14 protein-coding genes are annotated in these 14,291 nt (G+C 69.9%); 3 read left to right on the top strand and 11 right to left on the bottom strand.

Annotated features, from left to right (window positions below):
- The first annotated feature begins 36 nt into the window (after positions 1–36).
- Positions 37–915: a thioesterase family protein gene (locus tag ACFFJD_RS11790; RefSeq protein WP_382364300.1), complete on the top strand. Its 879-nt coding sequence runs from the start codon at positions 37–39 to the stop codon at positions 913–915.
- Between the two features lie 20 nt (positions 916–935).
- On the opposite strand, the gene hisG is transcribed toward ACFFJD_RS11790, so the two are convergent.
- From hisG to metH, 5 genes are read right to left on the bottom strand one after another with little or no spacing between them, the layout of a single operon-like run.
- The gene (hisG, locus tag ACFFJD_RS11795) at positions 936–1,784 is read right to left on the bottom strand and encodes an ATP phosphoribosyltransferase (RefSeq protein ID WP_382364302.1); all 849 of its coding nucleotides are present in this window, start codon (positions 1,782–1,784) and stop codon (positions 936–938) included.
- 35 nt (positions 1,785–1,819) lie between these two features.
- Positions 1,820–2,083 (bottom strand): phosphoribosyl-ATP diphosphatase, encoded by a 264-nt coding sequence (locus ACFFJD_RS11800; RefSeq protein ID WP_382364304.1) that lies wholly within the window; start codon positions 2,081–2,083, stop codon positions 1,820–1,822.
- 39 nt (positions 2,084–2,122) lie between these two features.
- Complete coding sequence (locus tag ACFFJD_RS11805) at positions 2,123–2,821, bottom strand: HAD family hydrolase (RefSeq protein ID WP_382364306.1); 699 nt, start codon at positions 2,819–2,821, stop codon at positions 2,123–2,125.
- Between the two features lies 1 nt (position 2,822).
- Positions 2,823–3,728 (bottom strand): DMT family transporter, encoded by a 906-nt coding sequence (locus ACFFJD_RS11810; RefSeq protein ID WP_382364308.1) that lies wholly within the window; start codon positions 3,726–3,728, stop codon positions 2,823–2,825.
- Positions 3,729–3,776: 48 nt separating this feature from the next.
- Positions 3,777–7,361 carry a methionine synthase gene (metH, locus tag ACFFJD_RS11815; RefSeq protein ID WP_382364310.1) on the bottom strand — a complete coding sequence of 1,195 codons (3,585 nt, stop codon included), beginning with the start codon at positions 7,359–7,361 and terminating at the stop codon, positions 3,777–3,779.
- A 51-nt stretch (positions 7,362–7,412) separates the two neighbouring features.
- Here metH and ACFFJD_RS11820 point away from each other — a divergent pair, with 51 nt between their 5' ends.
- Entirely contained in the window at positions 7,413–8,300 is an 888-nt protein-coding gene (locus tag ACFFJD_RS11820) for a PAC2 family protein (RefSeq protein WP_382364312.1), read from the top strand.
- Here the strand turns inward: ACFFJD_RS11820 and ACFFJD_RS11825 are convergent.
- From ACFFJD_RS11825 to ACFFJD_RS11850, 6 genes are all read right to left on the bottom strand, one after another.
- Positions 8,297–8,602 carry a hypothetical protein gene (locus ACFFJD_RS11825; protein WP_382364314.1) on the bottom strand — a complete coding sequence of 102 codons (306 nt, stop codon included), beginning with the start codon at positions 8,600–8,602 and terminating at the stop codon, positions 8,297–8,299. The genes ACFFJD_RS11820 and ACFFJD_RS11825 overlap by 4 nt on opposite strands.
- Positions 8,599–9,846, bottom strand: a complete 1,248-nt coding sequence (gene mshC / locus ACFFJD_RS11830) for a cysteine--1-D-myo-inosityl 2-amino-2-deoxy-alpha-D-glucopyranoside ligase (protein WP_382364316.1) — start codon at positions 9,844–9,846, stop codon at positions 8,599–8,601. The genes ACFFJD_RS11825 and mshC overlap by 4 nt, the downstream gene beginning before the upstream one ends.
- 70 nt (positions 9,847–9,916) lie before the next feature.
- Positions 9,917–10,759, bottom strand: coding sequence for an Rv2133c family protein (locus tag ACFFJD_RS11835; protein ID WP_382364318.1), 843 nt, complete (start codon positions 10,757–10,759; stop codon positions 9,917–9,919).
- Positions 10,756–11,481 carry an Rv2134c family protein gene (locus ACFFJD_RS11840; protein ID WP_382364320.1) on the bottom strand — a complete coding sequence of 242 codons (726 nt, stop codon included), beginning with the start codon at positions 11,479–11,481 and terminating at the stop codon, positions 10,756–10,758. The genes ACFFJD_RS11835 and ACFFJD_RS11840 overlap by 4 nt, the downstream gene beginning before the upstream one ends.
- Before the next feature lie 58 nt (positions 11,482–11,539).
- Positions 11,540–12,250: an Rv2135c family putative phosphatase gene (locus ACFFJD_RS11845; RefSeq protein ID WP_382364322.1), complete on the bottom strand. Its 711-nt coding sequence runs from the start codon at positions 12,248–12,250 to the stop codon at positions 11,540–11,542.
- Between the two features lie 32 nt (positions 12,251–12,282).
- Entirely contained in the window at positions 12,283–13,122 is an 840-nt protein-coding gene (locus ACFFJD_RS11850; protein ID WP_382364324.1) for an undecaprenyl-diphosphate phosphatase, read from the bottom strand.
- 119 nt (positions 13,123–13,241) lie between these two features.
- Here ACFFJD_RS11850 and ACFFJD_RS11855 point away from each other — a divergent pair, with 119 nt between their 5' ends.
- Entirely contained in the window at positions 13,242–14,282 is a 1,041-nt protein-coding gene (locus ACFFJD_RS11855; protein ID WP_382364326.1) for a YncE family protein, read from the top strand.
- The last annotated feature ends 9 nt before the right edge of the window (positions 14,283–14,291 follow it).

The raw sequence follows: 14,291 nt of genomic DNA on the forward strand, positions 1-14,291 counted from the left end.
TAAGCGATCGCTCGGTCGTTGTCGTAGGCTGCGCATATGGCAGCCACCCTCAGCGTCGATGCGATCGACGTCACCGCGTTCTCCGGCTACTACGAGCCCCTGGAACGCCCCTCCGACACCGACGACTTCGAATACTTCCAGCCGACCCTCGCCACGGTGAGCGTCTGGTCGCCTGCCCTGCAGCACGGCGGTCCGCCCACCGGACTGCTGGTGCGGGCGATGGAGCACGCCGTCGCCGACGACCCGTCGGAACTGGACTTCTCGCGCGTCACCATGGAGATCCTCGGTGCCATCGGGCTGGGCGTGTGCCGGGTCCGGGCGCAGATCACCCGCCCGGGACGGCAGATCGGCCAGGTGAGCGCCGAACTGCAGGAGCGCCAGTCCGACGGCGGGTACCGGACCGTGGCCCGTGCCGTCGCCTGGCGGTTGAGCACCCGCGACACCTCACCGATCGCGGTGTCTCCGCAGCCTCCGCTGCCGCACACTCCGGACGAACTGACCCGGACGATCGGTTTCACCGGTGCCGACGGCATCGACGTGGTCTGGGGCCGCATCGGCTTCATCGGCACCCTCGAGATCGCCACCACCACCGGCAACAACGGTCAGACGCCCAGCGTGTGGACCCGCCCGCTGCTGCCCCTGGTGGTCGGCGAGGAGACGAGCGACCTGGCCTCGGCGTTCACCGTGATCGACATCGCCAACGGCGTCGGTTCCCCGATCGACCCGACCCAGTGGTCCTGGATGAACACCGACACCACGGTGCACCTGACCGGACGGCCCCGCGGACCGTGGATCGGCATCGACTCGGCGATGGCCGCCGGCGCCACCGGCTACGGCGCCAGCTTCGCCGACCTGTACGACACCACCGGTTTCATCGGCAGGTCGGCGCAGACCGTGCTGATCGCGCCGCAGTAGCGGCGCCGATCAGGCCCCGATCAGAAGCGGCAGGAGCGGATGTCCGAGGCCAGAATGGCCCGGGCGCCCAGCTCCGACAGGTCGTCCATGAGCTGCTGGTGCTTCTTACGCGGCACCATCGCCCGCACGGCCAGCCAGTCCGGGTTGGCCATCGGCGAGACCGTCGGCGACTCGAGACCGGGAGTGATCAGCACCGCCTGGTCCAGGAGCTGCTTGGGGCAGTCGTAGTCGATCATCACGTACTGCTGACCGAACACCACACCCTGCACGCGGGCCACGAACCGCTCCGCCGCCTTGGACGGCTCCGGGGTCACGGCGGTCCGCACCAGCACCGCCTCCGAGTCGCACAGCGACTCGCCGAAGGCGGTGAGATCGTGCAGGCGCAGGGTCCGGCCGGAGCCGACCACGTCGGCGATGGCGTCGGCCACGCCGAGCTGAATGGAGATCTCCACCGCACCGTCGAGGCGGATGATCTCGGCCTCGATCCCGCGGGCGGCCAGGTCGGCGCGCACCAGGTTCGGGTACGACGTGGCGATCCGCTTACCCGCCAGCTTGTCCACCGACCAGTCCTGGCCGGCGGGCCCGGCGTACCGGAAGGTGGACGACCCGAAGCCCAGGGCCACCTCCTCGATTACCTCGGCGCCGGAGTCGGCCGCCAGGTCGCGCCCGGTGATGCCCAGGTCGAGTTGCCCGGCGGCCACGTAGATCGCGACGTCGCGGGGACGCAGGAAGTAGAACTCGACATCGTTGGCGACGTCGATCACGGTCAGATCCTTGGGATCGGCCCGCTTGCGGTAGCCCGCCTCGGACAGGATGCCGACGGCGGCTTCGGACAGTGCGCCCTTGTTGGGGACGGCGACGCGCAACATGGCGAGGCTCTCTTCGTTTCTGGGGGTAGGTCGGCTCAGAGGAACCGGTAGATGTCTTCGGGAGCGAGGCCGCGTTTGATCATCATCACTTGCAGCCAGTAGATGAGCTGACTCATCTCCTCGGCGAGCGAATCATCGGATTCGTGCTCGGCGGCCAGCCAGACTTCACCGGCTTCCTCGATGATCTTCTTGCCGAGGGTATGCACGCCCTTGTCGAGGGCGGCGACGGTGCCGCTGCCCTCCGGACGGGTCGCTGCCTTCTCGGTCAGCTCGGCGAAGAGGTCGTCGAAGGTTTTCACGGTTACCTATTTTCGCATGCCACCGCGCGTGCCGCGCGGTCAGGCCGGTGTATCGGTGCGGGCCTGGGCGAACAGCCGCGCCAGATCGTCCACTGTCAGCCCGGCCAGGGTCTGCCGGAACACCCGTTTGCTCGCCGCGGCCACCGGGATCTGGGACGGCACCACCAGATTCGGCACGCCCGCCGCGTGTGCGGCGGCGGCACCGGTCGGCGAGTCCTCGATGGCCAGGCAGTCCCCCGGCGCGGCGCCCACGATCTCGGCGGCACGCAGGTAGATGTCCGGGGCGGGCTTGCCGACGGCCACCTCGTCGCCGCAGACGGTGGCCACGAAGCGGTGGGCGCCGATGGTCTCGATCGCGATGTCGGCCACCTCCCGCATGGTGTTGGTCACCAGCACCATGGGGATCTCGGCCGCCGCCACCAGATCCAGCAGCGCCACCGCACCCGGACGCCACGGCAGCTCGCGCGCGAACAGCTTTACCACCATCGCGACCATCCACGCCTCGTCGGCGTCGAAGTCGCGACCGGACTCGGGCAGTCGGGCCGCGTCGTACACCTTGGTGAGCGCGTCGACGCTGTTGTTCCCCAGCGTCGCCCGCCGCAGCTGCGGGGTCATCGGCACGCCGTGGCGGGCCGCGAGCGCGTCCATCGCCTCATCCCAGATCGGCTCGGTGTCCAGCAGGGTGCCGTCCATGTCCCAGAGCACGGCCTCCGGGAACACCGGTGAGAGTCCGGTCATGTCAGGCCGTCGCCGCGTCCGGGGTCTTCCCCGCAGCGGGGGTCTTCCCGGCGTCTGGGTCGGCACTCGCGCCGAGCCGGCCGAGAGCGAAGGTGGCCACCCACATCAGGGCGAGCGCCACGATCACCGCGACGTCTCCGGCCCGGTCCACGCGCAGATGCTCGTGGTAGATCGTCAGACCCAGCGCCATCGCCACCACCGGCTTGAGCACGGTGACCGTCGGAAGGCTGGTCTGCACGTCGCCCGCCTGGTAGCTGGACTGCTGCCACAGCGTGCCGAGGGTGGCCGTGATGGCCATGGCCCAGAACTCCCAGCTGGTCAGGCCGCGCACGATGCTGTCCCCGAAGGCGTCCATGCCGCTCTTGGTGAACGGCGCCGAATAGCCCAGCAGCATGCCGGCGGCCACCGCCAGAACCAGCGACCGGCCGGTTCCGTGCGGCATCCGCGAACCGCCCCAGACGCAGATCGCGACCACGAAGACCAGCAGGACCAGCGGACCGATCCACGACGCGAACGACGGGAACTCCTCGCCGGCGGTGGGTTCACCGAGGGTCAGGAACACCACCAGCGAGGCGATCAGCACCGCCGCCCACGCCCATTCGGCGAGCTTGAGCCGCCGCTTCTGCGCCCACGCCGCGAGCGGCAACGCGAACAGCAGGGTGGTCACCAGCAGCGGCTGCACCAGCAGCAGGCTGCCGATGGCGAGCGCACCCGCCTGGAAGGCGAAGCCGGCGATGTCGGCGGCGATGCCGAACAACCACACCTTGCGCTTGACCAGCTTGCCGAAGAATCCGATACCGACGGTGTTCTCGTCGCTGAGCCCCTCGGTGCCCTTCTGTTGCAGCACGGCGGCCACGGCGAACATCGCCGCGGCGATCAGGGTCAGTACCACGGCCAGAACGGTCACGGTCCCTCTTTCAGTGTCTCGGCCCGCGGTGACGGGACGTCGGATCGACTACGTGTTGAAGTATTTGGCTTCCGGATGGTGCAGCACGAATGCGTCCGTCGACTGCTCGGGGTGCAGTTGCAGTTCCTCCGACAGCACCACACCGATGCGGCCCGGTTCCAGCAGATCGATCATTTTGGCACGATCCTCCAGATCCGGGCACGCACCGTAGCCGAACGAGTACCGCGCACCTCGGTAGTCGAGATCGAAGTAACCCTGGGTCGCCTCCGGATCGTCGTCGGCCGCGGTGCCCTCGGTGAAGGTCAGTTCGCTGCGGACCCGCTGATGCCAGTACTCGGCCAACGCCTCGGTGAGCTGCACGCCGATTCCGTGCACCTCGAGGTAGTCGCGGTAGCTGTTGGCCGCGAACAGATCGTTGGCGAAGTCGGCGATCGGATTGCCCATGGTGACCAGTTGGAAGGGCAGGACGTCGACGGTGCCGTCGGCCAGCGCCTGCTCGCGCGACTTGATGAAGTCGGCGATGCACAGGAAGCGGGAACGCTGCTGACGGGGGAAGGTGAAGCTGTGCCGGATCGGCGCATCCGGGCGCGGCTCGGTGAGCACGTGCACGGTGTCGCCCTCGCTGACGGCCGGGTAGTAGCCGTACACGACCGCGGCATGGGCCAGAATGCCCTCGGTGGAGAGCCGATCGAGCCAGTAGCGCAGCCGCGGGCGTCCCTCGGTCTCGACCAGATCGTCGTAATCGGGCCCGTCGGTGCCACGGGTGCCGCGCAGGCCCCACTGTCCCAGGAACAGGGCGCGCTCGTCGAGCATCGAGGCGTAGTCGGCCACCGGGATGCCCCGGACGATGCGACTGCCCCAGAACGGCGGCGTCGGCGTCTCGTTGTCGGCGGCCACGTCCGAACGCGCGGGCACCTCCACCGGCGTCTCCGCGGCCTTGCGCTGGGCGGCGATGCGCTGCGAACGCTCACGGCGGGCGGTCCGCTCGGCCACCTTGGCCGCCGCCGCCTTGGCCTCGGGGCTCTCCGGGTCGGGGCCTTCGCCCCGCTTGATCGCCATCAGCTGATCCATCAGGCTCAGGCCCTCGAAGGCATCGCGCGCGTAGCGGACCTCGCCCTGATAGATGTCGGCCAGATCGCTCTCCACGTAGCTGCGGGTCAGTGCGGCGCCGCCGAGGAGTACCGGGATGCCGCTCTTGCCGCGCGAGTTCATCTCCTCCAGGTTCTCCTTCATCACCACCGTCGACTTCACCAGGAGTCCGGACATGCCGATCACGTCGGCGCCGGAGTCCTCGGCCGCCGACAGGATGGTGGCGATGGGCTGCTTGATGCCGATGTTGACCACGTCGTAGCCGTTGTTCGACAGGATGATGTCCACCAGGTTCTTCCCGATGTCGTGGACGTCGCCCTTCACGGTGGCCAGCACGATCCGACCCTTGCCGTCCTCGCCGGTGGCCTCCATGAACTGCTCCAGGTGCGCCACCGACGTCTTCATCACCTCGGCGGACTGCAGCACGAAGGGCAGCTGCATCTGACCGGAGCCGAACAGTTCGCCGACGGTCTTCATGCCGGCCAGCAGGTGCTCGTTGATGATCTCCAGCGGCGGGATCTGCGCGCGCGCCTCCTCGAGGTCCTCGATCAGGCCGTTACGTTCGCCTTCGACGATGCGCGCCTGCAGTCGTTCCAGCAGCGGCAGCGCGGCCAGTTCGGCGGCGCGCGTTTCGCGGGCCGAGGCCGCCGAGACACCCTCGAACAGCTCCATCAGGCGCTGCAGCGGGTCGTAGCCTTCGCGGCGACGGTCGTAGACCAGGTCCAGGGCCACCTCGCGGTGCTCGTCCGGGATGCGCGCCATCGGCAGGATCTTCGAGGCGTGCACGATCGCCGTGTCCAGGCCGGCCTGCACGCATTCGTGCAGGAACACCGAGTTCAACACCTGGCGGGCGGCCGGGTTCAGGCCGAAGGAGATGTTGGAGATACCGAGGGTGAAGTGCACCTCGGGGTAGGTCTCGTGCAGGCGCCGGATGGCCTCGATCGTCTCGATGCCGTCCCGGCGGACCTCCTCCTGACCGGTGGAGATCGGGAAGGTGAGGGCATCGATGATGATGTCCTCCTGTTCCAGACCCCAGTTGCCGGTCAGATCGGCGATCAGCCGCTCGGCGATGGCGACCTTGTGATCGGCGGTGCGGGCCTGGCCCTCCTCATCGATGGTCAGGGCCACCACGGCCGCGCCGTGTTCGGCGACCTGCTCCATGATGCGGGTGAAGCGGGACGTGGGGCCGTCCCCGTCCTCGTAGTTCACCGAGTTCACCGCGCAGCGTCCGCCGAGGTGCTCGAGACCGGCGGCGATCACGTCCGGCTCGGTCGAGTCGATCATGATCGGCAGCGTCGACGCGGTGGCCAGCCTGCTGGCCAACTCGGTCATGTCGGCGGCGCCGTCGCGACCGACGTAGTCCACGTTCAGGTCCAGCATGTGCGCACCGTCGCGCGTCTGGTTCTTGGCGATGTCCATGCACTGCTGGTAGTCGCCGGCGATCATCGCTTCGCGGAAGGCCTTGGAACCGTTGGAGTTGGTGCGCTCGGCGATCACCAGGAAGCTGGCGTCCTGGTGGAACGGGACCGCGGTGTACAGCGACGAGGTCTCCGACTCGTGGTCGGGCGTGCGCCGGGCCGGGGTCACCGCGGCCACCGCGGCCGCCACCTGCCGCACGTGCTCGGGCGTGCTGCCGCAGCAGCCGCCGACGAACTGCAGACCGTAGTCGGCCACGAACCCGGACAGCGCGGTCGCCATCTGCTCCGGGGTCAGCGGGTACTCGGCGCCGTTGCGCCCCAGCACCGGGAGACCGGCGTTGGGCATCACCGACACCGGGATGCGGGCGTGCTTGGACAGGTACCGCAGGTGCTCGCTCATCTCGTTCGGGCCGGTGGCGCAGTTGAGACCGACGACGTCGACGCCGAGCGGCTCGATGGCGGCCAGGGCGGCACCGATCTCCGAGCCCACCAGCATGGTGCCGGTGGTCTCGACGGTGACATGGGTGATGATCGGCAGATGCCGGCCGGCCTGGGTCATCGCCCGCCGGGCGCCGACCACGGCCGCCTTCAGCTGCAGCAGATCCTGACAGGTCTCGATGAGGATGGCGTCGGCGCCGCCGTCGAGCATGCCCAGGACGCACTCGACGTAGGCGTCCCGGATCAGGGCGAAGGTGGTGTGGCCCAGGCTGGGCAGCTTGGTGCCCGGGCCGATGGAGCCGAGCACGAAGCGCGGGGTGCCGTCGGCGGACGGGCCCACCTCGTCGGCCACCCCGCGGGCGATGGCGGTGCCGCGGTAGGCGAGGTCGCGAATGCGGTCGGCGATGTCGTAGTCGCCCAGGTTGGAGAGGTTGCAGCCGAAGGTGTTGGTCTCGACGGCGTCGGCACCGGCTTCGAAGTAGCTCCGGTGGATGTCGGCCAGCACATCGGGCCGCGTTTCGTTGAGAATCTCGTTGCAGCCCTCGAGGCCGAGGAAGTCGCGGTCGACGTCGAGATCGGCGGCCTGCAGCATGGTTCCCATCGCGCCGTCGCCGATCAATACGCGCCGGGACATCGCCTGCAGGAAGGTCGAGTCGTAGTGCGAGGAGTCGGGAGGGGAGATAGGCATGGACACCAGCGTAGTTCGCCGCGCATTCGCCTTCGACCGTAGGCTGGTGCGGTGAGCGAAGATGCGAGTACACCCGGCCGCGATTCCACACCGGAAAAGCGCCCCACCGTGCTCGTCGCGGCCTTCGGCGGATGGACCGACGCCGAGGATGCCGCGTCGGCGGCCCTCGAACATCTGGCACTCACCTGGTCGTCGGTGACGGTCCGCGAGATCGACCCCGACGATTACTACGACTATCAGGAGACCCGGCCCACGATCAGTGTGTCCGGCGGGGTCACCCGGCACCTGCGATGGCCGACGACCTCCATCTCCCATTGCCGGCTCCCGCACGCCGATCGCGACCTGGTGTTCGTGGTGGGCACCGAACCCAACATGCGGTGGCGTGCCTTCTGCCAGGAGATCGTCGAGGCGGCCCTGGATCTCGACGTCGAACTGGCGGTGGTGGTCGGGTCGGCGTTCTCCGACACCCCGCACACGCGACCGGTCCCGATCAGCGGCAGCGCCCACACCGCCGAGGCCGCCGCGCGCTACGGGCTCGTGGCCGCCGACTACGAGGGCCCCACCGGGATCACCGGGGTGCTGCAGGATGCGTTCGTGCAGGCCGGTATCCCGGCCATTTCGCTGTGGGCGTCGGTGCCGCACTACCTCGCGGGCCCGCCGAACCCGAAGGCCACGCTGGCCCTGGTGCGGAGCCTGGAACCGCTGATCGGGACCCCGGTGCCGATCGGCGTGCTGCCCGAGCAGGCCCGGCAGTGGGAAGACGGTCTCAACGAGATGCTCTTCGCCGACGACGAGATGGCCGCCTACGTGCGCGAACTCGAACAGCGACACGACGCCGAACCGGAGGTCGGCATGCTCACCGCGATGGACGGCGACGCGCTGGCCGCCGAATTCGAGCGCTACCTCCGGCAGCGCGGCGGCAGCGGGGACGAACGCTAACCGATCTTCTCGATGGCCAGCACCGGCGTGGTGATCCGCCAGGTGCGCACGTCGGGGTCGTCGGCCGCGCTCACCCAGAACTGGGCCGGCTCTCCGACACGGCAGCTGCGCACCCGCAGCAGCGGAATGTCCTGGGAGTCGCGGCGCAACTCGGCCACCTCCCACTCCACATCGTCCTGCCTGCCCACCCCGGGGGCCCGCAACAGGGTGTTCTCGGTGAGATCGATGAGATAGGTCGAGGTGTGGGTCACCACGGTGAAGACCCCCTCGCGGGCGTCGGACGGGATCTCGCTGAGGGTCATGCCGGACGCAACTCCACGCCGAGGAGGGCGTCCACCAGATCGGCGATCTGCCCGGGCGCCTCGCTGCTGGACCCGAGTCCGGTCAGGGCCTCCGACGCCCAGCCGTCGATGGCGGCCAGCGCCTTCGGGGTGTCCAGATCGTTGGCCAGGTGGGTGCGGACGCGGTCGATGATGCCGTCGGCCGCCGGCCCGGTCGGGGCCGCGACGGCTCGCCGCCAGCGCGCCAACCGTTCCTGCGCCCGTTCCAGCTGCGCGTCGGTCCACATCCGGTCCTGCCGGTAGTGTCCGTCGAGCAGACCCAGGCGGATCGCACCGGCGTCGACGCCCGCGGCCAGCAGCTTGGACACCAGCACCAGATTGCCCAGACTCTTGGACATCTTCTCCCCGTCCAACCCGATCATTCCGGTGTGGGCGTAGGTGCGGGCGAAGCGTCGCTGACCGGCCAGGGCCTCGCCGTGCGCCGCCGAGTACTCGTGGTGCGGGAAGATCAGGTCGCTGCCGCCGCCCTGGATGTCGAAGGCCTCGCCGAGTCGATTGAGCGCGATCACCGAGCACTCGATGTGCCAGCCTGGACGCCCGGCCCCGAAGGGGGCCTCCCACGACGGCTCGCCGGGGCGCGCCGCGCGCCACAGCAGCGCATCGATCGGGTCGCGTTTGCCGGGCCGCTCGGGGTCGCCGCCGCGCTCGGCGAACAACCGCTCCATGGTGGCCCGGTCGTAGTTGGATTCGTAGCCGAAGACGCCGGTGGCGTCGGCCCGGAAGTACACGTCCGGGTACTGCTCGTCGTCGACGACGTAGGCGGCGCCGGATTCCAGCAGCGCCGCGACCGCGGTCACCACCTCATCGACCGATTCGATGGCGCCGATGTAGTCGCGCGGAGGCAGCACCCGCAGGGCGGTCATGTCCGCCCGGAACAGGTCGATCTGGCCGTCGCCGAGTTCGCGCCAGTCCACGCCGTCGCGGGCGGCCCGCTCGAACAGCGGGTCGTCGACGTCGGTGATGTTCTGCACGTAGTGCACCTCGTGCCCCTGATCGCGCAGTACGCGGTTCATCAGGTCGAAGGCGACGTAGGTGGCGGCGTGCCCGAGGTGGGTGGCGTCGTACGGGGTGATGCCGCAGACGTACATGGTGGCGACCGGCCCCGGCGCGACCGGCTTCACCTGCTGATCGGCGGTGTCGTACAGGCGCAGTGCCGGCCCGGCGCCGGGCAGTTCGGGAACGGAGAGCGACGGCCAGGAGTGCATGATCAACCACTCTAACCGGGTGCGGCCCGCCCGCTCCCGCGACCCGGGTTCCCCAGTCTGCCTGGGTCGTTCAGAAGGGCGGCCAGGGGATGGCGCGATCGTGCGGCGGATGCGGGAGCGGTTCGCCCGCCGCCAGCGCGGCGATCCGTTCGCGCAGCGCGTCCACTTCGGCGGCCGAGATCAAGGTCCCCATCTGTGCGGCCAGCTCACCGTCTTCGCGCAGGCGCTCGCCGAGGTCGACCAGTTCCGCGCGCGTCTGCTCGTCCACGGTTCGACCGGCCCAGCCCCACAGGATGGTGCGCAGTTTCGGCTCCCGATGCAGGGTGAGGCCGTGGTCGATGCCGTAGAGACGCCCGTCGGCGTCGACCAGGATGTGCCCGCCCTTGCGGTCGGCGTTGTTCAAGATCGCGTCGAGGACCGCCAGCCGTTGCAGACGCTCGTCGGTGGCGTGCGCCACCGCGACCACCGAACCGTCGTCGTCGTGGGCGCGCAGAATCGGGACGTAGCCGTCCGGGACGGCGTCGGCGGGCACGATCTCCACCGGTTCGAGCCCGACCGGCTCCTCCGGCTGGTCGATCCACACCTGCAGCATGCCGGGACCGAGCTCGGCCTCCGGCGGCCCCTCGGCGCGCAGCACGGTCTCGGGAATCAGGTCCCAGCCGAGCGTCGCGTCGATCAGGCGCGCGGCCACTTCCCGGCCGGCCAGGGTGCCGTCCGGGAAATCCCACAGCGGCCGCTCCCCGCGCACCGGCTTGTACACGCAGCGCAGACTCTCCGCCCCCAGGTTCACCCGGCAGACCAGGGTGAGGTTGCTGGCGGAGGGGACCTGGCCGTACAGGGACAGTTCGCCCTCGGTCAGCAGCCGACGCACGTGCTCGGCCGACGGCGCGTGCGCGGCTCCGCTCTCGGTCACGGCCTGTCGCCGGAGTCGCGGTCCCCGCCGTTCTCGGGTCCCCCGTCGTCCTCGGGGTCGGCCTCGTCGTCGGCGTCCACCTCGAAGGAGGCGTCGAAGCCCGGCACCAGCCGTCCCAGGATGGCCAGCACCTCCGGGTCCACGAACTCCAGCGACCGGCTGAACTCGCCGTCACGCTTGTAACCGTTGCTGCGCGCGCAGATGTGCCCCTCCGGATCCAGCGGCTGCTGGCACAGCGGGCATTGGGGGCGGCCGGCGGCCACCACGCGCAGGGACCGCGCCGAGAATTCGCGGGCGGCCAGCGCGCTCAAGAACACCCGCACCGTGTCCGGACCGTCGGCGGCATCGTCGAGGATCACCGCTTCGTCGATCGGTTCCTCGGTCACCGCGAGCAGTTCCACCACCACCGCGGCGGCTTCGGCGTCCCACCCCAGGCCCATCGAGCCCACGTGGAATTCTGCGTCGATGGGCATCGCCAACGGCGAATTGTCGGTCACCACGCTCGTCTCCGGCGGCACCGCGGTGCCGAAGCGACGGGTCACCTCGTCGAGCAGGTAGCCGAGCCGGTCGGCCAGGATCAGCACCTGCTGCTTCTCGATCTGCACGCTGACGGTCTGGACACCCGAGGTGACCTGAAGGAAGAACGTCCGGTCGCCCGGCTGCCCGACGGTGCCTGCGACGAAGCGCTCGGGTTCACGGAATTCGTGGATGTTGCGGGCCATCGGTCAATTCACCTCACTGGCAGGGGAAACAAGGTCGCAGAACTCCACCGTACCGGCCCTAGGCACGGGCGGCGGGGCCCGCGTCGGTTCCGGTGGAACCACCGACCGCGGCGGCCGCCGCCGGACGGGCCGGCAGCGTCAGGACGCCGTTGTTGTTGACGGTGTGCACGTACGGCCGCGCCGACGCGTAGTGCACCACGCTGATCGAGGCGGGGTCGACGATGATGCGCTGAAAGGTGTCCAGGTGCATTCCCAGCGCGTCGGCGAGGATCGACTTGAGCACGTCGCCGTGCGAGCACACCACCCACAGTCCGTGACCGTCGTCGCCGCCGTACTCCCGATCCAGCGCCCGCACGGCGGTACTGGCCCGGCCGAAGACGTCGGCCAGGCCCTCGCCCCCGGGGAACACCGCCGCCGACGGGTGCCGCTGCACCGTCTGCCACAGCGGTTCGTCGACCAACTCGCCCAGCCGACGGTTGCTCCAGTCGCCGTAGTCCACTTCCACCAGGCGGTCGTCGACGATCTCCGGGACTCCCCCGGCGGGCCGCTCGTCCAGCGCCGTCAGCAGGGGCGCGACGGTCTCGGCGCAGCGCTGCAGCGGCGAGCGCACCACCGCGCCGATCCGGTCGAGCACGCCGCCCAGCCGCGCGGTCAGTTCGTCGGCCTGCGCCCGGCCGTGGTCGTCGAGCGCCACCCCGGGGGTGCGGCCGGCCAGAATGCCGGAGGTGTTGGCCGTCGAGCGTCCGTGTCGGACCAGGATCACCGTCATGGCTGCCAGCCTAAGGCCCCGGTGTCGGCGGGTCAGTAGGCGGCGACGACGCCGGTGGCCAACAGCACCAGGATCGTGCTGCCCAGGATCACGCGGTAGGCGGCGAACCAGTTCATCGAATGGTTGCTGACGAACTTGAGCAGCCAGGCGATGGCCGCGTAGCCGATGACGAATGCGATGACGGTGGCCACCACGATCTGGCTGCCGCTCGCCTGCAGACCGGCGTCGGCCGGCTCGAAGGCGTCCTTGAGGCTGTACAGGCCGGAGCCGAGGACCGCGGGAATGGCGATCAGGAACGAGAACCGGAAGGCGGCCTCGCGGTTGAGTCCGAGGAACAGGCCCGCGCTGGCGGTGGCGCCGGACCGGGAGACGCCCGGGATCAGCGCCAGGCACTGCGCCAGGCCCATGACGATCGCGTCGGTGCGCGTGAGCTGTTGCAGATCACGACGCTGGGTGGCGAACCGCTCGGCCGCCACGAAGACGAAGGAGAACAGGATCAGCATGATCGCGACCAGCCAGAGGTTGCGGCCGACGGTCCGGATCTGGTCGGTGAACAGGAATCCGAGCACCACGATCGGGATGGTCGCCAAGATCACATACCAGCCGACGCGGTAGTCGATGCCGCGTCGATCGGGATTGCGCAGACCGGCGAACCACGCCGCGAGAATGCGCCCGATGTCCTTGGCGAAGAACACCAGCACCGCCAGTTCGGTGCCCAGCTGGGTCACCGCGGTGAAGGACGCACCGGCATCTTCCCCGGCCCACAGCTCGGAGACGATCCGCAGGTGGGCGGAGGAGGAGATCGGCAGGAACTCGGTGAGTCCCTGCACCGCTCCCAGAACGATGGACTGCGCCCAGCTCATGTCGGTCACGAGGGCACACTGTACCCGCCGCGGCGGGCACACTGTACCCGCCGCGGCGCCGGAGGCCGACGACGAATCACACCGCCCCAGCTCGCCACCGGCCCCGCCTCTCGCGCAAGATAGAGGCCATGCGTCTTTCCACCAGAGTCACCGCGGCGGCGACGGCTGTCGTCCTGGCCGTCACCCTGTCCGCGTGCAGTTCCGACGACGTGAATGTGGGCGACGGCGCCGGTGACGTGGCGAAGGTGGAACCGGCCACCCCGGCCGCCTCGCCGCCGGAGGATGCCCGCCCGGCGGGCACGGTGGTGCCTGCGGCGGCCGGCAGCAGCCTGGCCCAGGCCGGTTCCACCGTCGCGGTCCTCGGCGACGACGGCGTGGTGCGGCTGCACACCGCCCCCGGTGCCGCCGACACCCCGGCCCCGCGCGAGGTGGCCGCGACGCAGGTCAGCGCGCTGGTCGCGGACGACGACGGCTTCCTCATCGCGTCGCCGCAGCAGGTGGCGCGGGTCGCGGTCGACGGCACGGTGACCCCGGTCGCCGAATCTCAGGGCGAGGTGCTGAGCCTGGGGGTGGCCGGTGACCGGATTCTGGTGGGCACCGCCGACGGTCACCTGCGCGTGCTCACCCGGTCCGGCGAGTTGCAGCGCGACATCCACGACTTCGTGCGGGTCGACGAGATCCTCGTCGCGCCCGCCTCCGCCGACTGGGGCGATCGGGCGGTGGTCATCGACCGCGCCCAGTCCATCGTCGCGCCCGTGGACATCGCCACCGGGGAACGCAAGGCCGCGCTGCGCGCCGGCAACGGCGTCACCGAGGGCGTCGTGGATTCGTTCGGCCGCGTGCTGGTGAGCAACACCCGCGACGGTGAGATCCTGGGCTTCTTCGGGCAGCCCATCGTGATGCGTTTCCGCTTCCCGGTGGCGGCCAGCCCGTACGCGTTGGCCTGGGACGACACCCAGAAGCTGCTGTGGGTCTCCACCACGGGTGACAACGTGGCGATCGCCTTCGACCTGTCGACCGGGGAGCCGCGCGAGCGCGCCCGGATCGCGACGGTGGGCCAGGTCGCGGCGATGAGCACCGACCCGTCCAACGGCATGCTGTACCTGTTGTCGGCTCGCGGGGACGGCTTGCAGGCCGTCGCCCGCACCGCCGTCGACACGGCCCGATAGGAAGTGACA

Source organism: Gordonia phosphorivorans, assembly GCF_042432625.1.
In the GTDB taxonomy this organism is placed as follows: Bacteria; Actinomycetota; Actinomycetes; order Mycobacteriales; family Mycobacteriaceae; genus Gordonia; species Gordonia phosphorivorans.

Excerpts from the sequence above, each read along its gene's own strand:
- ACFFJD_RS11790 (WP_382364300.1), top strand. The coding sequence starts at position 37 with ATGGCAGCCACCCTCAGCGTCGATGCGATCGACGTCACCGCGTTCTCC.
- hisG (WP_382364302.1), bottom strand. The coding sequence starts at position 1,784 with ATGTTGCGCGTCGCCGTCCCCAACAAGGGCGCACTGTCCGAAGCCGCC.
- ACFFJD_RS11805 (WP_382364306.1), bottom strand. The coding sequence starts at position 2,821 with ATGACCGGACTCTCACCGGTGTTCCCGGAGGCCGTGCTCTGGGACATG.
- metH (WP_382364310.1), bottom strand. The coding sequence starts at position 7,361 with ATGCCTATCTCCCCTCCCGACTCCTCGCACTACGACTCGACCTTCCTG.
- ACFFJD_RS11825 (WP_382364314.1), bottom strand. The coding sequence starts at position 8,602 with ATGACCCTCAGCGAGATCCCGTCCGACGCCCGCGAGGGGGTCTTCACC.
- mshC (WP_382364316.1), bottom strand. The coding sequence starts at position 9,846 with ATGCACTCCTGGCCGTCGCTCTCCGTTCCCGAACTGCCCGGCGCCGGG.
- ACFFJD_RS11840 (WP_382364320.1), bottom strand. The coding sequence starts at position 11,481 with ATGGCCCGCAACATCCACGAATTCCGTGAACCCGAGCGCTTCGTCGCA.
- ACFFJD_RS11845 (WP_382364322.1), bottom strand. The coding sequence starts at position 12,250 with ATGACGGTGATCCTGGTCCGACACGGACGCTCGACGGCCAACACCTCC.
- ACFFJD_RS11855 (WP_382364326.1), top strand. The coding sequence starts at position 13,242 with ATGCGTCTTTCCACCAGAGTCACCGCGGCGGCGACGGCTGTCGTCCTG.